Origin of the sequence: Microbispora sp. CSR-4 (assembly GCF_008033685.1) — a bacterium.
In the GTDB taxonomy this organism is placed as follows: domain Bacteria; phylum Actinomycetota; class Actinomycetes; order Streptosporangiales; family Streptosporangiaceae; genus Microbispora.
Genome location: NZ_VJVX01000046.1, coordinates 19,427 through 44,056, shown reverse-complemented (window position 1 = coordinate 44,056; position 24,630 = coordinate 19,427). Strand labels below are relative to the sequence as shown.

Annotated in this window: 26 protein-coding genes and 1 pseudogene; 10 read left to right on the top strand and 17 right to left on the bottom strand. The window is 70.5% G+C overall.

The window, feature by feature from the left end; all coding sequences use genetic code 11:
- Window positions 1–4 precede the first annotated feature (4 nt).
- Window positions 5–4,825: a hypothetical protein gene (locus tag FLV34_RS28420; protein ID WP_147944539.1), complete on the top strand. Its 4,821-nt coding sequence runs from the start codon at window positions 5–7 to the stop codon at window positions 4,823–4,825.
- Window positions 4,826–4,881: 56 nt separating this feature from the next.
- Here FLV34_RS28420 and FLV34_RS28415 read toward each other — a convergent pair whose 3' ends face one another.
- Together FLV34_RS28415 and FLV34_RS28410 are read right to left on the bottom strand one after the other, a co-directional pair.
- The gene (locus tag FLV34_RS28415; protein ID WP_147944538.1) at window positions 4,882–5,430 is read right to left on the bottom strand and encodes a GNAT family N-acetyltransferase; all 549 of its coding nucleotides are present in this window, start codon (window positions 5,428–5,430) and stop codon (window positions 4,882–4,884) included.
- Window positions 5,431–5,433: 3 nt separating this feature from the next.
- Window positions 5,434–6,774: a helix-turn-helix transcriptional regulator gene (locus FLV34_RS28410; protein WP_147944537.1), complete on the bottom strand. Its 1,341-nt coding sequence runs from the start codon at window positions 6,772–6,774 to the stop codon at window positions 5,434–5,436.
- A gap of 180 nt (window positions 6,775–6,954) precedes the next feature.
- Between FLV34_RS28410 and FLV34_RS28405 the strand changes: the two genes are divergently transcribed.
- The 5 genes from FLV34_RS28405 to FLV34_RS28385 all read left to right on the top strand — a co-directional run bounded on the left by FLV34_RS28405 (window position 6,955) and on the right by FLV34_RS28385 (window position 9,964).
- Window positions 6,955–7,293 carry a hypothetical protein gene (locus FLV34_RS28405; protein WP_147944536.1) on the top strand — a complete coding sequence of 113 codons (339 nt, stop codon included), beginning with the start codon at window positions 6,955–6,957 and terminating at the stop codon, window positions 7,291–7,293.
- Window positions 7,290–7,625: a hypothetical protein gene (locus tag FLV34_RS28400; protein WP_147944535.1), complete on the top strand. Its 336-nt coding sequence runs from the start codon at window positions 7,290–7,292 to the stop codon at window positions 7,623–7,625. Before FLV34_RS28405 ends, FLV34_RS28400 begins: the two co-directional genes overlap by 4 nt.
- A 13-nt stretch (window positions 7,626–7,638) precedes the next feature.
- Window positions 7,639–7,863, top strand: a complete 225-nt coding sequence (locus FLV34_RS28395) for a DUF397 domain-containing protein (protein ID WP_147944534.1) — start codon at window positions 7,639–7,641, stop codon at window positions 7,861–7,863.
- A 92-nt stretch (window positions 7,864–7,955) separates the two neighbouring features.
- On the top strand, window positions 7,956–8,828 hold the full coding sequence (locus tag FLV34_RS28390) for a radical SAM protein (RefSeq protein WP_147944533.1): 873 nt from the start codon (window positions 7,956–7,958) through the stop codon (window positions 8,826–8,828).
- A 5-nt stretch (window positions 8,829–8,833) separates the two neighbouring features.
- Window positions 8,834–9,964, top strand: a complete 1,131-nt coding sequence (locus tag FLV34_RS28385; RefSeq protein WP_147944532.1) for a methyltransferase domain-containing protein — start codon at window positions 8,834–8,836, stop codon at window positions 9,962–9,964.
- Window positions 9,965–10,078: 114 nt separating this feature from the next.
- Here FLV34_RS28385 and FLV34_RS28380 read toward each other — a convergent pair whose 3' ends face one another.
- The 4 genes from FLV34_RS28380 to FLV34_RS28365 form a co-directional block, all read right to left on the bottom strand.
- Window positions 10,079–10,291 (bottom strand): hypothetical protein, encoded by a 213-nt coding sequence (locus tag FLV34_RS28380; protein WP_147944531.1) that lies wholly within the window; start codon window positions 10,289–10,291, stop codon window positions 10,079–10,081.
- A 70-nt stretch (window positions 10,292–10,361) separates the two neighbouring features.
- The gene (locus FLV34_RS28375) at window positions 10,362–11,174 is read right to left on the bottom strand and encodes a hypothetical protein (RefSeq protein ID WP_147944530.1); all 813 of its coding nucleotides are present in this window, start codon (window positions 11,172–11,174) and stop codon (window positions 10,362–10,364) included.
- Between the two features lie 118 nt (window positions 11,175–11,292).
- The gene (locus FLV34_RS28370; RefSeq protein WP_147944529.1) at window positions 11,293–11,550 is read right to left on the bottom strand and encodes a hypothetical protein; all 258 of its coding nucleotides are present in this window, start codon (window positions 11,548–11,550) and stop codon (window positions 11,293–11,295) included.
- Between the two features lie 247 nt (window positions 11,551–11,797).
- The gene (locus FLV34_RS28365) at window positions 11,798–12,274 is read right to left on the bottom strand and encodes a hypothetical protein (RefSeq protein ID WP_147944528.1); all 477 of its coding nucleotides are present in this window, start codon (window positions 12,272–12,274) and stop codon (window positions 11,798–11,800) included.
- A gap of 286 nt (window positions 12,275–12,560) precedes the next feature.
- On the opposite strand from FLV34_RS28365, the gene FLV34_RS28360 reads away from it, so the two are divergent.
- Window positions 12,561–13,037 (top strand): hypothetical protein, encoded by a 477-nt coding sequence (locus FLV34_RS28360; RefSeq protein WP_147944527.1) that lies wholly within the window; start codon window positions 12,561–12,563, stop codon window positions 13,035–13,037.
- A gap of 341 nt (window positions 13,038–13,378) precedes the next feature.
- Here the strand turns inward: FLV34_RS28360 and FLV34_RS41815 are convergent, their stop codons facing one another.
- The 9 genes from FLV34_RS41815 to FLV34_RS28315 form a co-directional block, all read right to left on the bottom strand.
- Window positions 13,379–15,658 carry a DNA translocase FtsK gene (locus FLV34_RS41815; protein WP_222709652.1) on the bottom strand — a complete coding sequence of 760 codons (2,280 nt, stop codon included), beginning with the start codon at window positions 15,656–15,658 and terminating at the stop codon, window positions 13,379–13,381.
- A 2-nt stretch (window positions 15,659–15,660) separates the two neighbouring features.
- Window positions 15,661–15,861 carry a hypothetical protein gene (locus tag FLV34_RS28350; RefSeq protein ID WP_147944526.1) on the bottom strand — a complete coding sequence of 67 codons (201 nt, stop codon included), beginning with the start codon at window positions 15,859–15,861 and terminating at the stop codon, window positions 15,661–15,663.
- A 183-nt stretch (window positions 15,862–16,044) separates the two neighbouring features.
- Window positions 16,045–16,284 carry a hypothetical protein gene (locus tag FLV34_RS28345; protein WP_147944525.1) on the bottom strand — a complete coding sequence of 80 codons (240 nt, stop codon included), beginning with the start codon at window positions 16,282–16,284 and terminating at the stop codon, window positions 16,045–16,047.
- Between the two features lie 176 nt (window positions 16,285–16,460).
- Window positions 16,461–17,381, bottom strand: a complete 921-nt coding sequence (locus FLV34_RS42760; protein ID WP_261985936.1) for a hypothetical protein — start codon at window positions 17,379–17,381, stop codon at window positions 16,461–16,463.
- The gene (locus tag FLV34_RS28335; RefSeq protein WP_147944524.1) at window positions 17,378–17,689 is read right to left on the bottom strand and encodes a hypothetical protein; all 312 of its coding nucleotides are present in this window, start codon (window positions 17,687–17,689) and stop codon (window positions 17,378–17,380) included. Before FLV34_RS28335 ends, FLV34_RS42760 begins: the two co-directional genes overlap by 4 nt.
- Window positions 17,686–18,036, bottom strand: coding sequence for a hypothetical protein (locus FLV34_RS28330; protein ID WP_147944523.1), 351 nt, complete (start codon window positions 18,034–18,036; stop codon window positions 17,686–17,688). Before FLV34_RS28330 ends, FLV34_RS28335 begins: the two co-directional genes overlap by 4 nt.
- Window positions 18,037–18,110: 74 nt before the next feature.
- Complete coding sequence (locus FLV34_RS28325; RefSeq protein WP_147944522.1) at window positions 18,111–19,016, bottom strand: hypothetical protein; 906 nt, start codon at window positions 19,014–19,016, stop codon at window positions 18,111–18,113.
- A 3-nt stretch (window positions 19,017–19,019) separates the two neighbouring features.
- The gene (locus tag FLV34_RS40765) at window positions 19,020–19,397 is read right to left on the bottom strand and encodes an HNH endonuclease signature motif containing protein (protein ID WP_187280760.1); all 378 of its coding nucleotides are present in this window, start codon (window positions 19,395–19,397) and stop codon (window positions 19,020–19,022) included.
- Window positions 19,398–19,681: 284 nt separating this feature from the next.
- Complete coding sequence (locus tag FLV34_RS28315; protein ID WP_222709651.1) at window positions 19,682–20,146, bottom strand: hypothetical protein; 465 nt, start codon at window positions 20,144–20,146, stop codon at window positions 19,682–19,684.
- Window positions 20,147–20,324: 178 nt separating this feature from the next.
- Here FLV34_RS28315 and FLV34_RS28310 point away from each other — a divergent pair, with 178 nt between their 5' ends.
- The 3 genes from FLV34_RS28310 to FLV34_RS28300 all read left to right on the top strand — a co-directional run bounded on the left by FLV34_RS28310 (window position 20,325) and on the right by FLV34_RS28300 (window position 23,417).
- The gene (locus FLV34_RS28310; RefSeq protein ID WP_147944520.1) at window positions 20,325–20,540 is read left to right on the top strand and encodes a hypothetical protein; all 216 of its coding nucleotides are present in this window, start codon (window positions 20,325–20,327) and stop codon (window positions 20,538–20,540) included.
- The gene (locus FLV34_RS28305; protein ID WP_147944519.1) at window positions 20,537–21,202 is read left to right on the top strand and encodes an endonuclease domain-containing protein; all 666 of its coding nucleotides are present in this window, start codon (window positions 20,537–20,539) and stop codon (window positions 21,200–21,202) included. The genes FLV34_RS28310 and FLV34_RS28305 overlap by 4 nt, the downstream gene beginning before the upstream one ends.
- 778 nt (window positions 21,203–21,980) lie before the next feature.
- Entirely contained in the window at window positions 21,981–23,417 is a 1,437-nt protein-coding gene (locus FLV34_RS28300) for a serine/threonine-protein kinase (RefSeq protein ID WP_147944518.1), read from the top strand.
- 264 nt (window positions 23,418–23,681) lie between these two features.
- Here the strand turns inward: FLV34_RS28300 and FLV34_RS28295 are convergent, their stop codons facing one another.
- Complete coding sequence (locus FLV34_RS28295; protein WP_147944517.1) at window positions 23,682–24,371, bottom strand: metal-dependent transcriptional regulator; 690 nt, start codon at window positions 24,369–24,371, stop codon at window positions 23,682–23,684.
- An 8-nt stretch (window positions 24,372–24,379) separates the two neighbouring features.
- Window positions 24,380–24,577 (bottom strand): annotated as a pseudogene (locus FLV34_RS28290) (YbhB/YbcL family Raf kinase inhibitor-like protein); the annotation flags it as partial.
- Window positions 24,578–24,630 lie beyond the last annotated feature (53 nt).

Here is a 24,630-nt window from a genome sequence, read left to right as displayed (position 1 = left end):
AACGGTGAAGCTTCGCCTCGATAGCCGGCCGTACATCACCCAGTTGGCGCAGGCCGAGGCGGCGACGAAGAAGTTCCGGCGGTCTCTTGAGGATCTGGCGGACCCGTTCAAGAACCTGCCGAAGGAATACCCGCTCCCGAAGATGCCGAAGGAGCTGCCGCTCCCGAAGGTCCCCAAGGACAAGCTGCCCCGGGAGGGGGACGACGCGGCCGGGGCGTTCGCCCGGGCGTTCTCCAAGCGCCTGGAGACCGCGTTCAAGAGCCTGCCGAAGGCGGAGATCACCGCCACATCGACGGATGCGCAGGCCAAGGTCCAGACCCTGCGCACAGCGCTGCAGGAGCTGTCGGACAAGACCGTCGGCGTGGACATCGACGCGGGCACCGCCCTGGCCGAGCTTCAGGCCATCCGGGTGGAGCTGGAAACGATCGACGCGTCGGCGGACGTCGACCTGCGCGCCGACACCTCCGCCGCGATCGCCCAGATTGCCGCGTTGCAGGCTGAGGTCGACCGGTTCAACACCGACGCCGCGGAGCGCGAACTTAACGACCTGACCGCCCGGCTCGACAGCCTGCGCGGCCGGACCATCGGCGTTGACCTCGACGCCGGCGCGGCGCGGGCGGAGCTCGCGGAGATTCAGCGCGGCCTGGAGGCGCTGAACCGGTCTTCGGCGAACCCGCAGGTCCGCGTGGACAGTGCGCGGGCCTTGACGGAGCTGCGCGCGGTGCAGGCCGAGCTGTCCCAGGCCGACGGGCGTACCGCGAGGGTCAGCGTCAACGCCGACGTCGGCGGCGCGCTGGCGAACATCGCGCTGGTCGCGGGGGCGCTCGCGTCCCTGCCCGCCGTCACCAGTGTCGCGGTCGGTGTCGGCGCGCTCGGCGCGGCGTTCGGCGCCGCGGGCGCGGGTGCGGGAGCGTTCGCCGCGGTCGCGATCCCGGCCATCGGGCGGGTAAATGAGGCGCTGAAGCAGCAGGAGTCGGCAGCCGGCGGAGCGGGCGGGGCCACCGAGTCGCTGGCGGCCAAGCAGGCGAAGGCGGCGGCGTCGGCGTTGCAGATGGCGCAGGCCCAGGACCGCGTGAGGGACGCGCAGGACGCCGTCAAGCAGGCCCAAGACCAGCTTGCGTCCACGGTCGAGCAGGCGGCTGAGCGGCAGACGTCCGCAACCCGCAGGGTGCAGGATGCCGAGTACGCGGTCGCCGACGCCCACCGCGCGACGCAGCGGGCCCTCGAAGATTTGAACCGCGCGCGCGAAGACGCCCGGGAGCGCCTTGAGGACCTGGCGCTGGCGACCGAACGTGGCGCCCTGTCCGAGGAGCGGGCGCAGCTCAACATCCTCCGTGCGCAGCAGGATTTGGCGAAGGCCAACTCCGACCCCAAGGCCAGCGGCCTGGACAAGCAGGACGCCGCGCTCCGGGTCAAGGAGGCCGAGCTCGCCCTCCGCGAGATCCGCGAGCGCAACGGCGACCTGGCCAAGGAGCAGGCCGAGGCCAACGCCAAGGGCATCGAGGGGTCCGATCAGGTCCGGCGGGCCAAGGAAGGCGTCGAGTCCGCAACCCGGCGGGAGCAGGGCGCTGAGCGTGACCTGGGCGACGCCCGCGCTGAGGCCGCCCGTGTGGCGGTCGAGGGCCAGAAGTCGATCGCGAAGGCGCAGGCTGCGGTCATCCGCGCGCAGCGGGACGCCGAGCGCGCCGCCCAACAGCTCAAGGTGCAGCAGTTGCAGGCCAAGGCCGCGCTGGAGGGCACCGGCGGCGCGGCCGGTGGCGCCGCGTCCAAGATGGCTGAGCTGTCCAAGGCGGAGCGGGCCCTCGCGAAGGACATTCAGGGCTTCCAGAAGGACTACGAAGACTGGCAGAAGAGCCTTGAGGGGGATGTGTTCCCCGCCATCAGCGGCGGGCTGGACCTGGTGTCCTCCCAACTCCCCCGCATCAGTCCGTTGGTGCGGACCGCCGGCCGCAGCTTTCTGGACCTGGAGAAGGACGCCAAGACCGCGTTGGAGGACCCGTTCTGGGGCCAGTTCCTGTTCAACTTGAACACCGCCATGCCCGGCGCGATCGAAGGGCTCGGCCATACGGCGGGGAACACCTTCAAGGGCATCGCGGGCGTCCTGGACGCCCTGTTGCCGCACACCCAGGGTGTGGTGGACAGCGTCGAGGACGCGTCGAAGGCGTTCGCTGACTGGGGCACCAACCTCAAGTCGAACCCCGCGTTCCGCGAGTTCATCGACTACGCGAAGGAGAACGGGCCGAAGGTCCTGGAGGTCCTCGGGAACATCGGCACCACGGTCGGGCACATCCTGTCCGCCGGGGCCGGCGCCGGGGCGGGCACGCTGGACATCCTGGTGAGCATCAGCGACAAGCTCGCAGGCATGTCGCCGGATCAGATTCAGGCGATCGCGCTCGGCGTGGGGGCGGTTATGGCCGCGGCCCGGCTCGGCACCACGATCAAGCTGGGCGGGTTCCTGCTGCTGGCCAACATCCTCAGCGAGATGTCGCCGGGGCAGATTCAGGCGGTCGCGCTGGCCATCGCCGGTGTCGTGACCGCGGTGAAGGGCTACCAGACGATCACCGGGGTCGCCGAGTGGTGGGGTAACCTCCGCGGCGGCATCAGCAAGGCCGGCGACGCCGCCAACACTGCGAAGGGCAAGTTCTCGGGGTTGAAGGACACCCTCGGCAGCGCTGGCATGGCCACGGCGATTGGCGGGGTCGCCCTGGCGCTGGGCAACATCGACCGGGAGCTGTCCGGGCTCAACCCGAACATGGACAACCTCACCCGCCACCTGAACGACTTCACCAAGGGCGGCAAGCCCGCCGCTGACGTCATGAACCAGATCGCGGGGAAGGCCAGCGCCCTGCACGCCATCCCCGGCGTGCCCGTGTTGAACGACATGACCGAGCTCGGCGAAGTCGTCCGGCAGATGGGCTCGGACAAGATCTGGGACAAGGCCGCAACCGGGGTGGGCGGTTTCCTCAACACGTTCAGCGACTACGGCGTGACCCTCGACCATGGGGCCGAGCGGCTGTCGAACATGGACCAGGCGCTGTCGAACATGGTCACCTCGGGGAACGCTTCGGGCGCGGCGACCTTGTTCGATGGGCTGACGAAGACGGCCCGGGACGCCGGGATCCCGGTTGAGCGGTTGAAGGATCTGTTCCCCGAGTACACCTCGGCGGTCTCCAACTCGGTGCAGCCGACGGATGAGGCGGCGGGGGCGATCGGCGGTGCCGACCAGGCCCTGCAGGGCTTCAACAGGTCGATGGACACGTTCACCGCCCGCACGGACATCGAGTCCGCGCTGCAGGGGTTGAAGAAGGGCTACGACGACGCGAAGACCGCGATCGAGCAGGCGGGTGGGAAGCTCGACTTCACCCGCCAGATGACCGACAAGCAGCGCGACGCCGTCATTTTGGCGCGGGAGAAGTTCTCCGGCTACATCACCGACCTGCAGACGGTCGCCAAGCGGCAGGCCGAGCTGGGGGAGAAGACCGGGAACACCGCGAAGGGGATCAACGACCAGAAGGTCACGATCCTCAAGGCGCTGCCGCAGTTGTTCGAGCTGGCCGGTAAGAGCAAGGACGCGCGGGAGGCGATCTACAACCTGGGCCAGTCCGCTGGGCTGTCGAGGGACCAGATCAACCTCGCGAAGGACTCGGTCGCGAAGCTCAGGTTGGAGATCAGCCGCCTGCAGAACAAGACCATCACCATCACGGCGGTCGTGAAGGGCAACGGCCAGTCGAGCAACAACCCCGGCACCAGCAAGGAATTCCACGGCGCTGACGGCGGGGTGGTGGAGTATTACGCCTCCGGTGGCCTGCGCGAGGCTCATGTCGCGCAGATCGCCCCCGCGGGGACGATGCGGGTGTGGGCCGAGCCCGAGACCGGCGGCGAGGCATACATCCCGCTCGCCGCGTCCAAACGGTCCAGGTCGCTGGACATCCTGTCCGTGGTGGCCGACATGTTCGGGCAGGAACTTGTGCCCGCCGGCGGGGCCGGGGGGAAGCATGTCACGACGGGCGGGACCACTTCGGTGTCCGGCAGCGGCGGGACGGGTGTTGTCGAGGTCAACCTGAACAACCTCAACGACCTGACCCTGGAGACGGGGTACGCCGCGCGGCTGGTGACCAAGTCGGTGGCGGACGCCGGGGCGGCGACAGCGGAAGGCGCCGACCAGGTCGGCTCCGCGATCGAGAACGCGAGCGGTGACCTGTCCGCCCAGATGGCCACGCTGTCGGGGTCGATCGACCGCCTCGCCGGCAGCGTGGATGGGTTGGCGTCGTCGGTGTCCGCAGCGGCGTCTGCCGCCCAGGCCGCAGCATCAGCGTCGGCGGCGGCCGGGTCGTCCGCGTCGAGCAAGTCCTCGGCCAGCAGCAAGCCGGGCACGATCGCACCGAGCGCGGCGACGAAGAAGACGACCAGCTCGTCGAAGACCGGCACCGCGTCCGGCACCCTCAAGCAGGTGGCAGCACCGGCCAAGCCGGTCGTCATCACCCCGGCGGCCATGGCCGACGGCGGTCTCGTCACCGATCCGACCATCCTCGTCGGCGAGGCCGGCCGGGAGGTCGTCGTTCCGATCGACCGGCGCGCACGCGGCCGAGAGACCCTCCACCAGGCCGCCAGCATGTTGGGCTACTCCCGCTACAGCACGGTCGGCGGAGGCGGGCTCGGGCAGGAGCTGCGTGAGCTGCGGCAGGCCATCGCCCAGCTCGCGAACAAGACCGGCCAGGGCCGCGGTATGAACGTCAGCGTGGTCAACCACTACCCGCAGGCCGAGCCCACGAGCACGACGGTCAACCGGAGCCTGCAGCTCGCCTCGAACCTGGGGCTCGACTGACGACGCGGTGACGGCGAGCAGCCCGAGCTTGCCGTCACGCGGCCGGCCTCTCCTGCTTACCGAGCAGGAACTCGGCTGAGCACCATGGCGTCCACCACCGGCGCATCCGGCGCCGGTTGCACCGTCCCGACCCTCCGCCAGCCCCACCGCTCGTACCGGGCGTGCGCCGGCGCGGCAGGGTGCGCGAGCAGCGTCGCCCACGGCTCGGACCGCCCGGCCAGGAACGTCTCCAAGAGGGCCTTCCCGTGCCCACGCCCCCGGTACGCCTTCCGCAGGACCAGCTCGATCACCGCGACCTTCTCTGCGGTGAGCACGTCGGCGGGCGGCTCGGACGTCTCACCGCCCCACCAGCCGCCCTCGGGGAAGCAGAACCCGAAGCAGAATCCTGCAAGCGCCTGAGTGTCGGCGTCGACGGCGGCCAGCAGCTCGAACGCCGGGCGGTACACCTGCCGTCCCGTCCGCTCGAGGAACCGCTCCCGGGAGTACAGCGGGCCCGCGCTGTAGGGCGGCTCGGCGTAGATCTCGGTGTAGGCGTCGGCGTACTCCTCCGACAGGGCGCGGGCTGCCTCCGGGCCCTTGTAGTGGACGAATTCCACATCACCCATGGGTCATGCCTCCGTGGTCGGTCGGGCGGGGGGAAGCGCCAGCCGCTCCCGGTACTCCTCTACCGCAGGCGTATGCGCGGCTTCCACCGCTGGCACCGCCTCCAATACACGCGCCGCGGCGCCGCGCACGAACATCGTGTGGTGAGCCGGGTCCAGGCGGTCCAGCACGGCGCCGGCGTGGCCGAGGCCGCCCTCCAGGTCCCCGAGTCGTACGGCTGTCGCTGCCCGGTGCAGTTGCACCTGCGCGATCGGCCGTACCTTCCACGGCGGGTAGGCGGCGATCGCCTCGGCAGCGGCGGTTTCGGCCGCGCTCGGGTCGCCCACTCGGCTCAGCACGAACGAGCGGGTGTGCAGCATGCGGGCGGCCGGCCAGCCGAAGGCCGTCGCGTCATCCGCTGTCACCTCGTCGGGCAGCTGCTCCACCACCCGGCCTAAAGTGTCGAGGCCGGTCAGCGCGGCCTGGCTGTTACCGGCCTGTGCCGCCGCCATGGCCATCACCCCGTACGCCTCGGCCGCGCCGGGACAGGCCCGCCCCCGGGCTGCGGCGATCGCCGCCTGGGCTCGCCGCAGCACGATCACGTCTGGGCGGCCGGCGTACTGGGCCTGCGCCGCCTCGTACCCGAGCACGGCCGCCTGCAGTCCGCTGTCGTCGGCGAGCTCGGCGGCGTGCTGGGCCGCACGCCACCAGTGGCGGGCCTCCCGCACCTCGCCCAGGTAGCCCAGGCCCTGCGCCACGAGGAACGCCATCTGCGCGTTGACGCGGGCCCAGTGCGCCGCCTCCCCAGGCGGGCCGCCGAGGATGACCTGCTGCAGCCCATGGGCGTCCCGGATGAGGTCGGGGAGGACCAGGGCGGGCGGGTCGCGCAGGAGCATGTGCGCGTATTCGAAGGCCGTCTCCTCCCAGTCGGAGACGCGGACGCCGCCTACGGTCTGCGCCATGGTGTGGCGGACCCGCTCGACGGCATCGATGGGTAGTGCTCCGACGGCCGCGATAGCGGCGAACGACTGCAGGATCTGCCGGCGCTCGACGTGCATGCCCTCAGCATCCACCCGGTGGGGTCTTTGCGTCGTCCCTTGTGGCTCGCGTTCGAAGGCTTCGACCAGCTTGTGCAGGGCGATGAGTACGCCGCCTGCGCCGAAGACCTGGTCGAGGATGGCGATCGCCTCGGGGGGCGGTGGTCGTTCCCCACGCTCCCATTTCGCCAGGTGGGAGAAGTCCACGTAGGCGCGGGCGGCGGCGGGACGTAGTTTCAGGCCGGCCACGTCTTCTCGCCAGTGGCGCAGGGCGGCGCCCAGCAGGGTCCATGGGGACTTGGCGGGGTCGATCGGCTGGGACCTCGTCATGGGTGCTCCCACACGTTGTGGCCAGGTGTGGCCAGTGTGTTTGGCCACGTCGGCGGCCTTGGTTCCCCCGGGGATCTATGGCGACTATGGCACAGCGCCGCACTTGATGCACTCTTCCCGTCGCGCTCAGTCACCATCGGGAAGGGGTCCTTACCACCTGACGCACCGCAGGAGACCTCCATGGACCAGCTCGTCGCCGTCATGCCGCCACCCCTGGCCTCCACGGAGGCGGCTGTACAGGCGCTGGAACGGCTCCGACACGACCTCGGAACCCGGCACCGCATCCCCGGCGGGAGGATCACCGCGAACGCGGGGACCGCCGTGCTGGTGCTGGACGAGCTCACCGTCTGGTGTCACCGCGGCGCGGACTTCACGTGGTCCGGCGGGCGCGACGAGCGCAACCGCGCGATCCTCGCGAAGGCGCCGGTCAGCGAGCTCGGCGGGGCCGCCGAACGGATCGCCGCCCGCTACCGGGAAATCCACGGCTACCAGCCGGCCCCCGCCCGGAGGACCGGATGAACGCCATCTACCACTTCATGATGGCCATGCCTGTCCTGCGCCGCGCCGCGCTGGGCACCGTCGAGGCACCACCTGAGCCCGACCGCACCGGCCACCACTCCTTCACCAAGGTAGGGCCCGGCGGGGTCCTGATGGTGCTCGTCCTGGACGCCGACTCCCGGCAGGCGGTCGAGACCGTCACGGTGGCAGGGCAGGTCACCAGCGAGACGATCACGCCGATCGGCGAGCTGGGCCTGGCCGAGTGGTACGCCCGGCGGTACGTCGACCTCCTCGCCGACGGCTGGCACCCGAGCACCGTCACCCCGCCCCTTGATGTCCCGACCCACCTCTGAACAGGAGAAAGCCATGGGCGAAAACGATCCCGCCGCCGTCTGGTTCAAGAGCAGCCGCAGCGCCAACAACTGCGCCTGCGTCGAGGTCGCCATGCTGCCAGACGGCCACGTCGGCGTCCGCGACAGCAAGAACCCCGGCGGCCCTGCCCTCGTGTTCACCCCCGCGGAATGGGACGCGTTCATCGGCGGCGTGAAGGACGGCGAGTTCGACCTCCCGCACGCGCCCGCAGCGCGCTGACACACCCCATGAAGCCCCGGCCCCGCGGCGTGACCAAGGCGCGGCGCGCCGCGAGGCCGGTACCACCCCACCCCTACGAGCAAGGGAGCACCATGGCAACAACGCACGCACTCCCTGTCACCGCCCCCACGACCGGCCCGGCCGCCGGCATCTTCCTGGCCCTGGAACTCACCGGCCGCTGCCAGCTCGCCTGCACACACTGCTACGCCGACTCCAGCCCAACCGGCTCCCACGGCACGATGACCGCAGAAGACTGGCACCGCGTCATCACCCAAGGCGCCGCGCTGGGCGTCCGCCAGGCGCAGTTCATCGGCGGTGAGCCGACCCTCCACCCGCACTTCGCGGAGCTCCTCACGCACACGCTGGAGGCGGGCGTGTCGGTGGAGGTCTTCACGAACCTCTACCGCGTCCGCGACGACTGGTGGGACCTGTTCACCCGGCCGGGCGTGTCCCTGGCCACCAGCTACTACAGCAACCAGGCCGCCGAGCACGAGCGCATCACCGGCCGCACCGACAGCTACAACCGCACCCGCACGAACATCATCAAGGCGGTCTCGCTCGGCATCCCCGTGCGCGCGGCCATCGTCGACCTGCTCGACGGGCAGGCAGTCGAGCAGGCGCGAGCCGAGCTCGCCGCCCTCGGCGTGACCCGCGTCCGCGTCGACCACCTGCGCGGCATCGGCCGCGGCACCCAGACCGGGCCCGACCCGTCCCAGCTGTGCGGGCGCTGCGGCGACAACCGCCTCGCCATCTCCCCATCCGGCGACGTCACCCCCTGCGTCATGTCCCGGTGGATGGTGACGGGCAACGTACGCCGCCAGCCGCTGGCCGAGATCCTCACCGGTCAGGCGTGGCGGGACGCCCGCGCGCTCGTGCCCGCGCAGGCGAAGGTATGCGCGCCGGAGTGCAACCCCGCCTCCGACGGAGGTGACTGCGCGCCGGCGCAGCAAGTCGACGGAGAATGAGCGGCATGGACTGGATCCCGCACGCGCGAGCCCTGGCCGACCGTGTCACGCATCCCGCCTCGCGGTGGCGTGACGCGGTCGCCGAAACGCCCCGGCATCTGCTCGTGCCTCGCTGGTGGGCGCCCGGCCCGGGCGGCAGGACGGTCCAGGACGGCCCGGCCGATCCCGAGCGGTGGATGCGGGCCGCGTACTCCGACCGCACGCTGGTGACGCAGATCGGGCCCCTGCACGCCGACCACGCAGCGCCGGAGGACCAGCCGCGCGGGTGGCCGACGTCGTCCTCGACCCTTCCCAGCCTCGTGCTGAGCATGTTCGGTCACGCTCGCATCCACCCCGGGCTCGACGTGCTCGACGTCGGCACCGGCACGGGGTACGGGGCAGGGCTCCTCACCGCGCTGCTCGGCGACCCTCGGGTCACGAGCGTGGACGTCGACGGCTACCTCACGAAGACGGCCGCCGAGCGGCTGGACGCCGCTGGCCTCCACCCGACGATCGCCACGGTCGACGCCACCGGCCCGCTGCCGGGGTCGTTCGACCGGATCGTCGCGACGGTGTCGGTGCGCCCGATCCCGGCCGGCTGGCTGGAGGCGCTACGGCCCGGCGGCCGGCTCGTCACGACGATCGCGAACACCTCGCTCATCGTGGTGGCCGACAAGAGCGACGACGGCGGCGCCGTCGGGCAGGTCGCCCGTGACTGGGCGATGTTCATGACGACCAGGTCGGGGGCGGACTACCCGCCCGGCCTGGCCGAGCTGATCGAGGTCGCGCGGGCTGCCGAGGGCGAGCAGGTGTCCCGGGCTCGCTTCCCTGTGCTCGACGTCGTGGAGTCGTGGGAGGTGCGGTCGATGCTGGAGGTCCTGGCGCCGGGCATCGAGCACGACTTCGCCGAGGACGGCGGCGTGCGGACGGCGGTGATGGTGCACGCTGACGGGTCGTGGGCGCGGGCCGAGCAGGCGGGCCAGGAGCCGCCTGTGGTGCACCAGGCGGGTCCCCGTCGCCTGTGGGACGAGCTGGACCGGGTCCGCGACTACTGGCTCCAGCACGGCTCTCTGCCGCTGTACGGCGCGAACGTCAAGATCACCCCGGACGGGGTGATCCACCTCCGGCGCGGCCGGTGGAAGGCCACCATCGCCTGATAGGTCTCCGTCTCGCTGCTGCCCCGTGATGGCGAGGCGGTCCACGAGCGGCCCCGGGGTTGGCGTGACGCCCGCCTCCGGGGCCGCTTTCGTCTCCGGGCGGTTCGACTCCGGTCAGGCGCTGCGAACTGCAAGAAGGGCAGGGCCGAGGTCGGCAACGCGCTCGCGGATCTGCTGCGTGACCTGAGGAAGGACCGGCTTGATGTCACGGGCCTGCTCAGAGTTCAGGACCTCCGCGTGTCTCAGATCTGAGACACCGGACGCCGCCGCGATGGCTTGGATTGCCCGGCCCTGGTCGAGGAGTTGGTAGGACCGCTGGCGGCTCATGTTGAACTCGCCGCGGACGTACTCCTCCCAGGTCCGGTAACCGAGCGCGGCCCCGACAAGCAGCCCGATTTCATACCGGCTGATATGTCGCCCGCCCCTGACCAGCCCTCGCCTCGGCGGCGTCGGCCTGCTCGTGCACCTGGTGGTCGTGCTCGTCCTGGTTCAGCAGCGTCCCGCACGACCGGCACCGGTAATAGTGCAGCTCGTCGTCCCATCCGACGTTTCGCTCCCCGCACGCGCAGCGTACGGGTGAGTTCGTCGAGGCGCGGTCGTCCTTCGCCAGGTGCCGTAGGACGCGGTCCCAGTTGCTCAGCTGCCGAGGCAAGCCGGCCATGTCCTCATGCGCGAGGATGTCCTCCAGGCGCTCCGCTAGCCACCCGATCGTCCGCGAGCGCGGGTGCGCGCCGCGGCCGCCGTTCGACGGGCGGCCCGGGTAGCCGCGCAGGGAGCGCCACTCGTCTTCGACGTCGAACAGGTCGCCCACGAGCCGGTCGAGGACGTCCGTGACGGGGGACACGCTCGGCCGGGTCTTCGTGCCGGACACGCGGCCCTCGCCTGCGTCGGCGGCGCGGCCGCGGTGCCCATCAGCCGTCGCGGCGAGCTGGCTCGCGAGCACGTCCAGGTCCAGCAGCGTCCGGCGGGCGTTCGCGACGCACCGCCCGCAGAACAGCGGGTTGCCGGGCCAGAACCGCACCCGGGGCGCCTCCGGCTCCGGGGGGAACTCCTGTTCGCTTCCGCCGGCGGCGTACCAGCGGTCGACGGCGTCGGCGTGCTCTTCGAGGGCCTGGCGGTGTGCGGCGAGCGCGCGGGCCGCCCGCAGGTTGCACGAGCCCCTGCACGAGCCTGCGGGGGCGAGGGGCTGAAGCTGGGCGGTGTCGGGCATGTCGGCCTCCCCGGTGGTCGTACGCTTCGGGTGAGCCGGTGACGTCGGTGATGCTGGTCGGGTGGCCTCCCGTTGCCGCGGGAGGCCACCGTTCTCGTGATCAGGGATGGCGGACCGACTACAGATCGAGGAGCTCGTGCTTGCCGCCGGCGTCGCGGTACGCATACCACCTTGCCAGCCAGCGGTCCCGTACCGGCTTGACGTTCCGGCCGCTCTGCGCGCAGAGCTGAACGAGACAGCGCAGATGACCGTACGCCTGGTAGGTATCCGGCTTCTCGGCGTCTTCGCGGATGTCCCAGAACGTCTCGACCATGACGCTGGCCTGCTTGAGGGCGGCGTCCAAGATCTGCGAGTCGCGGTTATTGGGGGATTCCATGGGTTGGCTCTCCTATGTGTGGATCTTCTCTCCTTTAGAGCCTGGCACAGAGCAGCTCGCGGATATCAATGAGCAGCTCAGAGGGGAGATCCATCGCCTCGGTCGGGCGTCGTGGTGCGGGGCGGAGGCCCGGATACTAACCCGACGAATCCGACGCTCACGCGCGTGCGCGCGCGAGGCGCCGGGTTCCCCGACTTTCCCGACACCCCTACGTGCGCGCGTGGGGCGGCTACGGCGGCCGGCGGACTCAGTCGATCTTCGAGAACTCGTAGTTGTTGTGAACCCGGCAGGTGATCGCGAGGCTCTTCGCCGTCATCTGAATCGACATGGCCGTGATCGTCTGCGCCAGGCTCCCGGGGTCGGCCCCGAGCCAGTCATCAACGGCTTCGTCGGCGCTCTTCGCGGCCTTGTAGAGGTCCAGCTCTGCGTCGCTCTCCACCTTGCCGAGCGCCAGCCTCCAGCCAGCAACCCGCCCCCAGCTCAACCGCGCCTTCGGCTCCACGTCGAACGCTCCACGCCGGGTGTAGGCGTCGATCTCGCGGAAGTACGTGTCGAGGTCCTCGCTCGCGCACGCGGGATCGACGGTCGGTGTAGGCGACGCCACCGTGGTGGACGTGGCGATGGCGGGGGCCGGCGAATCGGCAGGCGCGGCCGCAGTGGTGGGCGTGGTGCTGCAGGCGGTCAGCGCGGCCGTCAGGGCGGCTAGGACGAGCGCACGGCGCATGGGCGGGGACTCCTGAGGCTCGGGGGACGGACGGGGCGTAGGACGCGCTCACAGGGCCGCCCGTTGCCGTTACATGCCGAAGCGGTCTCATCGGATTCGGCAAGCACCAGGAGAGATGTGACACTCCTCCAATTGACAGGGCCGCTTACCACATACTTTCGGGTAATTCCACTGTGAATGCCTGCCAAATGGCGTACCTACGTCTTCACCCTTTCTATCAACGTATCGCTCGAATCTCTCCGTACAGTCGAACTCACGCAAAGTCGCGTTCAAAGGGGTGGGACGAATGTCATCACAACGACTCAAAACGCGCGTTAGGGCCATCTCGCTGATGGCGGGGCTGGCCCTCGTCAGCCCGCTTGGGCTTACCGGCCAGGCGAATGCGGATGCGGCCTACACGGTCAGCGGAAAGATCAACTGCATCAACAGCGCCGACCCCGTCGGCGTCTGGGTAGAGGCACCCAACGGCGGAAGCGGTTGGGCAAAGCGGTGGCTGGACGTCAGCGACGGGTGGGGATACGGGCACTACTCCAAGGCTCTTCCGAACGGCGGGCCTTTCCGCCTGCACGTGGGATGTGGCGGCACGCCTCAGAAGTGGGGGATGACAGCGTATTCGGACTTCCACACCGGAGGTCAGTTCAGCGTCGTCTGTAACGATCTCAACCCGCTACTCGCCAGAGTGGCAAAGCGCGTCCTGCCCGCTCCGCTTAAGTGGGCAGATCTGTCCCAGGGAATCCCATATGGGCACTGCAAGCAGATCTAGACGCTATTCCTGAATAGGGGAGGTCCAAAAACGGGCCGGCCGACAAAACAAACGGCCGGCCTGTCTCTTGCCATCGGCCGACCTGCGCCGGACCGAACATGGGCGAGGGCTGGAAGGCAGAGGACGGAGCGCGCGTACGGCTGCGCGTGGGATGCGCGGCCACGAGTTTTCGATCTTGCTGCCACGGGGTGCCACAGCCGCCGCCGGCCCGGGTGCCACGCCCTGCCACGGGGGTGCCACCCCCAGGTGCCACGAAGGGGTGCCACGATCGTGGCACCCCTCCTGACCTGTAACCCTCCCCCCGACCCCCCGTCCGCGACACGACGAGGGGTGCCACGCGATCACTCGACCTCGGGCCGCTCCGGCATCAGGTACCTCTGCGACTCCTCGTCGTACCCGCCGAGCACACCCACCTCCGGCTGGGCGAGCCGCCTCAACTGCTTCTGCACCCACGAGCGGGACATGTCCGTCGTCTCCCACAACACCTTCAGGTCACCGCTGGAGAAGTCCCGGGCCCCGTCGTCCCACATCTCCTGCAGGCGCTTCATCAGCGCCGCCCCGCGCTCCTCCGGCGTCATCCGCTGCGCCGGCGGGGCGAACCGCCACGGCGGCTCGCCCTCGTCCAGATCCGGGATCTCGTCGTCGATGCTCGCCTGAACCGCCGGGTCAGGGTCGTCGGTCTCCAGGTACTCCTTCGCGACGTCGCGCACGTCGTCATCCACGCTCTCCTCCTGGTCCTCATCGGTGTCGGGGAGTCGGATCTCGCCAGTCTGCGGGTCGCCCAGCACCATCGCGAGCGCCAGCGGCACCGCATCCGGGGACGCCTTGACCTCCCGGGCCTCGCCCTGCCGGGCTGGCCCGACGATGCCGCCGTGCTCCATGGCGTCCATCAGCTGCTCGGCGACGGCGTGGCCGATGCGGAGCTTGCGCTGCAGCATCGACGTGGAGCCGAACTGGGTGGTCACGACCAGCTCGACCGCCGCCAGCAGCAACTCCTGGTCGACCGCCGGCCGCCCGGTTCCTGCCGCCCCGGGCGTGGCGGGGGTGGGCGACAGGCGGGACAGCGCGGCGGTCGTCGCGTCGACCTTCTTGGCGGCGGCCGACCACTGCGCGGCATGCGCGGCCAGCGCGGCGTTCGCCGCCTCGTCGTCGAAGGCATCGCCGGAGATTCCCCAGGCGTAGGTCCGCAGCGGCATCGCGAACCGGCCCTCGGCGATCGAGGGGGCGTCCAGGTAGGCCATGCCGGGCTGGGCGTTGGTCCACAGCTCGGGACGGCACCCGGCGTCCTGCTGCCGCTCCGACAGGCCGAAGGAGGCGTCGGCGCTGTTCTCGACGCCGAAGCACATCTTGGCGAGCTGGCCGCGGGCGAGCGTGGGCATCTGGGTGTAGTCCGACCGCTGCAGGCTCATGACGATCGTGCCGCCGGCCGAGCGGATCGCCTTCAGCATCGACAGGAAGTCCTCCTGCTCCTTGTCGCTGAGGGCGTCGTAGATGTCGGGGAACTCCTCCAGCCAGATGACCCAATAGGTCAGGCCGCAGCCCTTGACCCACTTCTGCAGCCGCTTGGCCGCGAGGTAGTCGGTGCGTTCCTTCACCTTGGACTGCAGTTCGGACAGCATGGCCTTGACGCCGGCCTTGGTGGTCTCGAACCGGTGCAGCGCGGGGCGGAGCGGGCCGAGGGTCTGCTCGCCCTTGGTGATGTCGCCGGCGAACACCGCCACGTCGTACCGGGTGACGATCTCGGCCAGGAAGTTCCAGGCGCCGCCGATGCCCTTGCCGGCGCCGGTCTGACCCATCATCTGCAGGTGGTGGCCGACGATCACGTATTCGATCTCGTCGAGGTCCTGCCACAACCCGGGCCGGATCGGGTCGGCGATCGACGCCCCCGGCCGGGACGCGCCGGGCCACAAGATGGGGTTCTTCATCACCCGCGGGTCGGAGATGGTGACCTTGGCCTTGCTGGCGTCGTCGGGGTCGATCGCCGTGGTGATGCTCCCGGGCGGCAGGCCGATGCCGGACTCGACGTAGGCCACCTTCCGCTGGAGGTCCTCGGCGGTCTGCCGGCCCGACTCAAGCTGGACGTCGCCCTCCACCTTGTGCGCGGTGGCCTTTGTCGTGCGGGCCTCGACGGCGGGCATCCCGGCCCGCTCGGCGCCCTGGCCGAACAGGAACGCCAGCGGGTCGGAGACCACGCCGGGGGCGTCCCAGCCCTTCATCCGGATGACAGTGCGGATGTTCCACGTCAGCGCCATGGTGATGCCACCGACGACGCCGAGCCGCCAGATGATCGGGTCCGGCCAGTAGGCGACAACGGCGACCGCCCACACACCGGCGAGGAACGTCGTGGCGGTGGTGTGCACCCGCCCCCACAGGCCGCGGGCGTGCGACTGCCCGTAGGTGACGCCGGTCAGGACGACCACGCAGATCGTCACGATGCTCGACCAGGCGGGAATGGTGGCCGGGCTGTAGAGGATGTAGTGCAGCGCGACCGCCAGGCCGTAGCCGAGCAGGCCGACGAACCACGGCATGGCGACCGCGACCGCCTTGGACATTTCCCGGGCCGCGACCTTCGAGATCGAGGACTCCTCGACGGTCGCCAGCTCCTTGGTGCGACTTGCCACGTTCAGTCCTTCGTCCAGTCGAACTTCTGCCGCTTGACGGGCTTGGCCGGTGGGAGCACCTCGACGAACTCCTTGCGGAACTGCGCGTGGAACTTCACCAGTTCGACCCCCGCGCCGCGCTGGAGTTCCGCGGCCCTCCGCAGCCGCTTGACGACGCGGCGCGCCCGAAGGCGGACGTCGGGGGCGCCGAGCAGGGCGAGCACGGGGGTGGCCGGAGAAGGAGCGGATGAGGACGGCGTACAGCTCGTCGGCGCCGAGGTTGAACTCCTCGCCGAGGTCGCGGCACAGGCCGCGCCCGGTCTTGGCGTAGTCGGTGATGGAGACGGGGCCTTCCCAGGGGATGGACGACAGTTCGGGGATCCGGGCGCGGCCGGGCCGGTCGGTGGTCACAGGTCTTCCTTCCAGGTGCGGCGGGCCGTGTCGGCGAACTGGCGGGGCAGGAAAGCCATGCGGCGGGGGCCGATCGCGGCGGTGATGAGCGCGTCGAGCGCGCCGAGGATCAGCAGCAGGACGTGGCCGAGCATGGCCAGCCAGATCACGATCCGGGCCAGCACGAGGAGCGTGAGGAACCGGGCTCGCTGCGCGCGGGAGGCCGGCGCGGTGGTGGTCACGTACACGGTGCGCATCAGGCGTCACCGCCCGAGTGGAGGCGTCGGGGTACGGCGGAAGCCGCGCGCGGGAGCGGCGGGGCGCGCTCGTGCACGGCCGAGGGGTCGGTCATGATGGGAGTTCTCCTCTCGTGAGGGGGCCCGCCCTCGGGCGCCGGGCTTGGCGGCAGGGGCCCGAGGGCGGGAGTTCAGGGTCAGACCCCGGCGAGCTGACCGAGGTACGTCTGAATGCGCGTCGCGCGCTTCTGTCCGATGCGTAGGTCCTTCTTGATCCGGTTCAGCGCCGGCACCTTGCCCTCGGCGAGCTCGTCGGCGTACCTGACCGCGGCGGCCGGGCACAGCTCATCCGGGACGGGTCCAAGAACCGGCGTCTCCGCAGCGTCCGGGGCAACTTCGGCGGGTACGTCGACCGGCTCCGGAGCGCTCTCCGCCACGCTGGTGCCGAACAGGCTCCGCTCGGTCGCCCAGTCGTACACCTCGCGGCTCATCGGCACCTGCGGCGTGTCAAGGGCGACCGGCGCGGCGGGTACGGCCGGGAGCAGGATCCCGCCGTTCACGCGGCGGCTGAACGCCTTGAGGGTCGCGATGGCGTGCTCGCCGACCGGGTCAGGCTCCGGCTCGGGTACGCGCTCGACGGCGGGTACGTCCGCGAGTACGGCGTCCGCCTCGGCGGACGCCGGCGAGGGCACTTTGTGGGCGTCGCGGTGGAGCATGTGGCCGAGCGCGGCGCCCATGCCCAGCACCAGCACGGGCAGGCACGACACCGCGGTGACGATCTGCCACGGGGTGTGCTCCAGCCCTGCGGTGACGAGCAGGTGGTAGGCGATCTGGCCGAGCATGCCCAGGCCCAGGGAGCCGATCGCCGACCACTTCGCGAACGCCCTGGTGCCGGTGCCCAGCGGGCGGCCGGACAGCCACGCGCCGAGGGCGTACGCGGCGTAGGTCTCCACGCCGATCGGCAGCGTGATCGCCGTGTTGATCGTGAACTGGTCGGCGATCCCCGGCAGCGGCTTGACCGGGCCGAACCCGGTCAGCTCGCCGAGGCCGACCCACCCGGACCAGGTCGCGACGAACGCCGGCAGGGCGAGCAGGAGCAGGGGCCAGCGGCGGGTCATGAGGTTCCTTCCATGATCAGCAGACCGGCGCCGGTCGTGAGCGCGCTGCCGAGCTCGCGCACACCCGGGTGGTCGAGAGCGGCGATGGCGTGCCCGATGGCGGCGGCCAGCACCGGGGACAGGTCGTGGTAGCGGACGCCCTGGTCGTCGTCGAGGTACACCCGCACCGTCCCGACCTCGCGGCCGTTGCGGAGGGTGGCGAGCGATGTGACCAGGTGCGGGCCGTTGATGACGCCGAGGTCGCGCCAGTGCAGCGCGGCCGGGTGATCGGGGCGGCCGGTGCACCACGGCGGGCACGCCGGCGTCATCGGCCCGGGCCTTCCACCAGCTCCGCGCCGCGCTTGAGCGCCCGCGCGAGCAGGAACACCGTCATCGACGCCTGCCCGCTCATCAGCTCCCCCAGCACGGCGGCCCCCGCCGGCGGCAGGTCCACCACCGCGGGCTCCTGGCCGTCGACGGCGTAGTGGATGCGGACCACCGCGGCCGCCGGGTCGGGCTCGTCGACGGGCCGGAACACGATGACGCCGGCGGTGTGGTCGCCGAGGTCGATGGTCTCGATGTCGGCCAGGTGCGCGGCGCCGGGGCCGGCGTGGCGTGTGCTGATGCACCAGGGCACGCCGTCGGGGCAATGGGTCTGGGTAGGGTCCTGGGTCACGGTCTCTCCCTTGGGTCGTTAGGGGCGGGATCCAGGCCCGGGTCGGTGGTGACGCACCGGCCCGGGCCGTCGTGCTACTGCGGGGTGTTGCTGCGGACGCGGGCGGCCTGGGCGAGCAGGACGGAGGCCAGCTGCTCCGCCTCGGCCGGGCTCATGTGCCGGTCGCCGAACCACACGCGGGAGCCCTCACGGTCCACGTGGGTCAGGCCGACGAGCCCGGCCGCGGTGGGCTCGGAGAAGCCGTTGCACAGGTCGTTGACGTCGTCGTGACGCACGCACCACGGCCGGCACCCGGCCGCGCTGCCCCGAGCCTGGGCTCGGGCGGGGTTGCGGCCAAGGGCGACGAGCGTGAACAGGTGCCGCGCGAACTCCTCGGCCTCGCCGAGGGACAGGTCATCGGAGAAGGCGTCGTTGGTGTCGCCGATGTTGATCCGGGGCTCAGCCTCGCGGTGGTGCTGGACCAAGTCGCACATCAGCTCGACCGGCTCATACCGCGGCTCGTCCGGCGACCCGCAGTTGACGAAGTCCATCGTCAGCAGCGGCGTGACGAGCGTGTGCCCGCGGTGGTTGCGGTCGACGGCGTAGTCACGGTCACCGTGCCTCTCGGTGCACCAGGCCGGGCACGGCCGGGTCAGCCAGGCGGGGGCGGGACGGTCGTAGCGGGACAGGTCGGCGAGCCGGGCCTGGGCGGCGGCGGCGAGCCCGGGGCGGTCGGCCGGCGGGGTGGCGGTGCCCTTGAGGACGCCCTGAAGGTAAGCGGCGCGGACCTTGAGGTCCTCGCCGGGGATCTGGTCGTGGGTGATGCACTGGAAGAGCTGGACGCCGTCGACGACGACGACGGGGATCATGGGCTGGTCGCTCGAACCGCAGCGGACGCAGGCCAGCCCACCCCGCTGCTGCGGGGTCAGGTTGGCGACGTTCAGGGTGTGCGGGACGACCGGGGTGGTGGCGTCGGCGGTGACGCCCGTTCGAATGGTCATTTACTACCGCGCCTTCCTGCGGTTCTTCCTCTGCTGCTTCTCACACGCCCGACACCGGCGGAACTTCTTGGTCGGGTCGTCGGAGCGCTTCTTCCAGCGGGTGTTCTCCGGGGTGAATTCGTGGCCGTTACCGCAGTGCGTCCGGCTCGCCCACTTGCTCGCCATCGTGTAGGGCGAGCGGAGGGTGTTCTCCTGGCCCGTCACGGGCTCCAGGTGGGCCGGGTTGACGCAGTGCCGCACTCGGCACAGGTGGTCAAGCTGGAGCCCGTCTGGGATGGGCCCGAAGTAGAGCTCGTAGGCGGCCCGGTGCGCCAGCAGGCTGGACCGTTTGTCCGCGCTTCCGATGGTGAACAGCTGGCCGTAGCCGTTGGGCTTACGCAAGCCTGTCCACAGCCAGCAGCCGTCCGGGCTGATGATTGTCTGGGAGAGGACTCGGCTGCGGAGGTCCCTCGGCAGGCTGCGACCCGTAAAAGGGAACGCCTCAAGCTGGGCAGGGTCCTTCCGGAGCTGCATATAGCAGGCTCGGCATAGGCCTCGCCGGCGGCGAGCCTGGGCTGGTGTTCTACAGCGCAGGCAGGTTCCGTAGTCTTCCATTGGACTCTTTCGTGGTCTGGGCCCTCACCGGCGGTTGCGTCGCCTGGTGGGGGCCGTCTTGCGTCTTGGGGTCAGGCCGCGACGAGCGCCGCGGTGTCCACATCTGTGGACTCCTCGGCCGCCCACGTGATGACCAAGCTCGGCGAGCACGCCCGCATGGGCAGTTCCCCGAGCCCGTTGGCGGCGAAGATGGCGCGGATCGCGTCGAGGTCGGCGGTCTGCCGGCCGGACGGCACGCGCTCGATCGTCACCGGGCCGTAGGTGCCGTCGGGGGTGCGGGCGAGGACCTTCTCCGCCTTGCGCTTAGTGCGGGCTGCGGCGTTGGCCTGCTCGCGGGCCTGGTCGTGCAGGCGGGCCGCGGCCTGGATGGCGTCGATCGAGGGGATCTCCGCCGCGGGCGGCTCAACCGCGACGGCCGGGGCGGCCGCGCGGGTGGCCGGCACGAGGCGCAGGCCGCGCAGCTGCTCCAGCTCGCCGACGAGGCGGGGGGCGGCCATGCGGACGACGGTCCGCGTGAGCCGGGTCAGGAAGGACATATGGGGGGCTCCGATGCTGTGGATGTTCGGTGTGCCACCCACATTAGGGAACATCATGTTCCATAGCAAGTGCTCTGTAGCTAGATGTTTATCTGGCTTGCGTGTAACACTGTGTTCCATGACTGTACTTTGCTCTGACCGCTCGGGCGCGGGAACCGCAGATGGAACACTGTGTGTCGTGGACAAACGATCGCTGGAACACCTGGCCAAGCGCTTCCGGGCGGCCGAGACGCGAGCCGAGATCCTCCGGCGCGAGCTCGCCGAAGCGATCCGAGAAGCGGCGAAGGACGGCGTCCAGCAGAAAGACATCTGCGAGGTGACCGGCTACACGCGCCAACAGGTGCGCCGCATCGTGTTGAGTGAGGACCGCGAAGACGCCGAGGGTGGCCGATGAGCGCGAGCCTGCACGTCAGGGCGGGCAAGCTGTGTCATCACCTCGTCTACCGCCTTGACTGCGACGAGTATGACCGGCTGGTCAAGCGAGCCGGGGGCGCGTGCGAACTGTGCCAGCGACCGACGCCAGCGCTCCAGATCGACCACGATCATGCGGTCGGCGACGGATGGGAAGGCGTCCGCGGCCTCGTCTGCCCGAAGTGCAACTCGCACCTCATGCGCGTCGACGCGGGGGTGGTTCCTATCAGTGAAGCGTGCGCCCGGTACCTGTCGAACGCGTGGTACAGGCACCTGAAGCCGGGAGGGATGCACAGCCTTCCCCTGGTACAGCCCGGCACGGGAAACCTCCTGCGCTGGTGGATCCGCGTTCCGGACGACCACTGGCGGGCTGCACAGGCCAGGGCCCGCGCGGAGGGCCGTACGGTCATCGGAGCCATCCGGGACTACCTCGCCACCTACGGCGCGCAAGCCCACCCTGAGAGCCAAAGCGCGGACCCCTGGGACGTGGTCAACCTCGTCGTCCGGGAGATCGCCGAAGGCCGTGTCGGTCCGGGCACCGACCTCAACCGGGCCGTCGAGGCCGCGGCGTCCCTGCTCGCTGCTCTCGGGATCACGCCGACCATCTCGGCCGGCCCGGCGGCCCAGGGCGGCTACAAGCGCTGACCGGGTGGACGGCACCTTCTCCGCCTCTCCGACGCTGGCACCTGATGGCACAGAGATGGCACAAGCGACCCCGGAGCGTCCCACACGACGCCCTACGAGCCACCATGACTTAGTGCCGCTGAGCTGCCTAAACACAACGAGGCCACCCGTCAACTCATGAGCCCTCGCGAGGGGCAAGGTTCTGCTAATGCGGTTTGGGTCTTAAGCCCATCCGGGGTTCAAATCCCCGAGCCTCCGCAGTTCAAAGCCCCTCTCGCTGACTCCAGTGAGAGGGGCTTTTGATTTCCAGACCCGTGCGGGTTGCAGTTCCAGTTGCAATTGGTGGTCGTCTCCCCGAGAGCGGCGCCGCTTGCGCTCGCCGGTGTCCTTCACCTGGGGACTGGCGACGTAGGTGTAACGCTGGGTCGGCGTCACGCGCGCGTGGCCGAGGATCTCCTGTACGACCCAGACATGGACGCCCTGCTCAACGAGGAGCGTCCAGACGGCCGCAGACAGGGTGCGCTTCGGCGAGGGTTTGCTACGGATCGTCCACCGGCCGAGGGGAACCTGTGCAGAGGGCTCCGGAGTGTTGACGTCATCCCTCTGGACGCGGACGGCTCGTGGGTCTGGAAGCAGGCGCGGCTCCCCTCGGCCGGCCCTGACGGTGGAAGCGGCGATCACACCGGCGGGTTCCTCTACGAAGCGGGATCGTATTGACTGGACCCCGTCCGCGTTGACGATCGTTTCGTGTCGGAAAGAACACCGGCTCCGGTAACGTCGCCTCCGTTTCCGCGTACCCGTGGAGGATGAGTTGCAAGGGTCGCAGCAGCTTCGCACGGATGATCCCCGTCAGGTCGGTGCGTACCGGATCGTCGGTCTGCTCGGTGAAGGCGGCCAGGGCGTGGTGTACCGGGGCGTGGGGGTGAACGCCGAGCCTGTCGCGGTCAAGTTGTTGCACGCGCGGTTCAGCGGGGACGCCAAGGCCCGAGCGCGGTTCGCGGCTGAGCTGGCGCACGCCGGAAAGGTCGCCGCGTTCTGTACGGCACGCGTGCTGGACGCGGACGTGGAAGGCGACAGGCCCTACATCGTCAGCGAGTTCGTGGACGGTCCGGCGCTCTCCCAGGTGATCGCGGCCGGCCGGTCGCCTCAGGGGCCCGCACTGGAGAGGCTGGCGATCGCGACGGTGACCGCGCTCGCCGCCATCCACGAGGCCGGGATCGTGCACCGCGACTTCAAGCCCAGCAACGTCATCATGGGCGCCGATGGGCCACGCGTCATCGACTTCGGCATCGCGCGAGTCCTGGACGCGACCGGCACGTTGTCGAGTGCGATCGTCGGCACGCCCGCTTTCATGGCACCCGAGCAGATCGAGGGGGGCGAGGTCGGCCCGGCCGCAGACGTCTTCGCCTGGGCGTGCACCATCGCCTACGCCGCCAACGGCGTCACGCCGTTCGGGCAGGACTCGATCCCCGCGGTGATGCACCGCATCCTGACCGGCGAGCCCGACCTCGGCCGGCTTGGGGGAGCGCTGCACGGCATCGTGACCGAATGCCTCGCCAAGGACCCTGCCCGGCGCCCCAGCGCACGCGCGATCCTGCTCCGTCTGCTCGGCGGGACGCAGTCCTCGTCGGCACCGGAGACGTTGCTCATCGCGGGTGCGCGGGCCTCGGCATCAGGCACCCTGATTTCCGCTGAGCCCACCCGGCCGCTCGGGGAGCCGCCTACCCGGCAGGTCGCGCGACCGGCGGCGCCAGGCGGCGAGCGGACCGGTGCGGGCCGCCGGGCGACGGCATACGCGGTCGCGGCCGCGGCCCTCTTCCTGGGCGCCGCGACGTTCCTTCCCTGGGGAAGGGTCGGCAAGCTGCTCGGGTCGATCACTCAGCCCATCGACAATGCCGACGTCGCCGGTCTCGCGACACAGTGGGGAGTCATCACCCTGGTCATGGCCGTGGCCGCGATGGCCGTCGCCGTCACCGACGCGCTCACCCGGCGTCTGCCCGCCGCCTGGGCGGTCGTGCCCGGCGGCGTCGCGGCCGCGTCGATGGCCGCGTTCTGGATCCGTCAGGACGACCTGCACTCCAAGCATCCCAGCGCGGGGATGCTGACGGCCGATGATCTGCGCGAGCTCGGAACGAGCTTCCACGTCTCCATCTCCTACGGCTGGTACACGGCGATCACGCTGGCCGCGGTCCTCATGGTGCTGTCGCTGGTCTCCCTGCTGGTCCGCCGATCCTGACGACTCAGCCGTGGGCGGCCTGGGTGACGGCCTCCCCCCGTGCGCGTGAGCACTCCAGCGGGCCCGGGACGGGATCGGCGCGCTCGGCGACGACGAGTATGGGCGGCTCATCAAGGGCGGCCTGGAGCGGGTGGCCGAGCAGTTGGGCGACACCGTCTGATCGCGCGCCCGGTTTGTCCTGACCGCCGCTGGGCCACAGCCGCGCGCCAGGATCCCCGTCCGCGCCAGGGCCCGGCGCGCGCCCGCCGGTCGGACCGGCTGGGCTCAGCGCTTGGCCACGAAGATGTGGGCGGCGGTCCGTGTGGGGAGCTCGGCGCGCTCCCCGCTGCTGCCGACCAGCAGGCCGCCGGGTGACGACGTCACGTTCACGACCGCGCCGGGCCGTACCCCTGCCTGCCGCAGGGCGTACATCAGCCGGGGGTCGGTCTGGAGCGGCTCCCCGATGCGCCGTACGACCACGCTCATGCTCGGTCCGGGCTGCAGATCGCCGAGGCTGACGACGCCCTCGCCGAGGAACGGATCCGTGGTCGGCCTCGCGCCGAGCTCCTCCAGGCCCGGGATCGGGTTGCCGTACGGCGACTCGGCCGGGTGTCCCAGCAGGTCGAGGACGCGGCGTTCGACGGCCTCGCTCATCACGTGCTCCCAGCGGCAGGCCTCCGCGTGGACGTGTTCCCACTCCAGCCCGATCACGTCGACGAGCAGGCACTCCGCGAGGCGGTGCTTGCGCATCACGCGCGTGGCGATCCGCCGTCCCTGCTCCGTCAGCTCCAGGCGCCTGTCACCCGCGACGTACAGCAGACCGTCGCGCTCCATGCGCGCGACGGTCTGGCTGACGGTGGGGCCACGCTGGTGCAGGCGCTCGGCGATGCGGGCACGCAGGGGGACCACGCCGTCCTCCTCGAACTCCAGGACGGTACGGAGATACATCTCCGTGGTGTCGATGAGCCCGGACATGCGGTTCGTCAGGCGGGGGTTTCGGCGGTCGCGATCAGGACCGCGCGGCCGAGGGTGTGGCCGGCCATGGTGAAGCCGAGGAGGGCCGGGGTGGCGTCGGCCGGGACGCCGATGGACTCGACGTCGAGGGCGTGTACGACGACGAAGTAGCGGTGCAGGCCGTGCCCCGCCGGCGGCGCGGCGCCGATGAAGCGGACCTCGCGGACGTCGTTGGGCGAGCATCAATAATCGATTATTTGTGCAATTGTCTATGATGTGT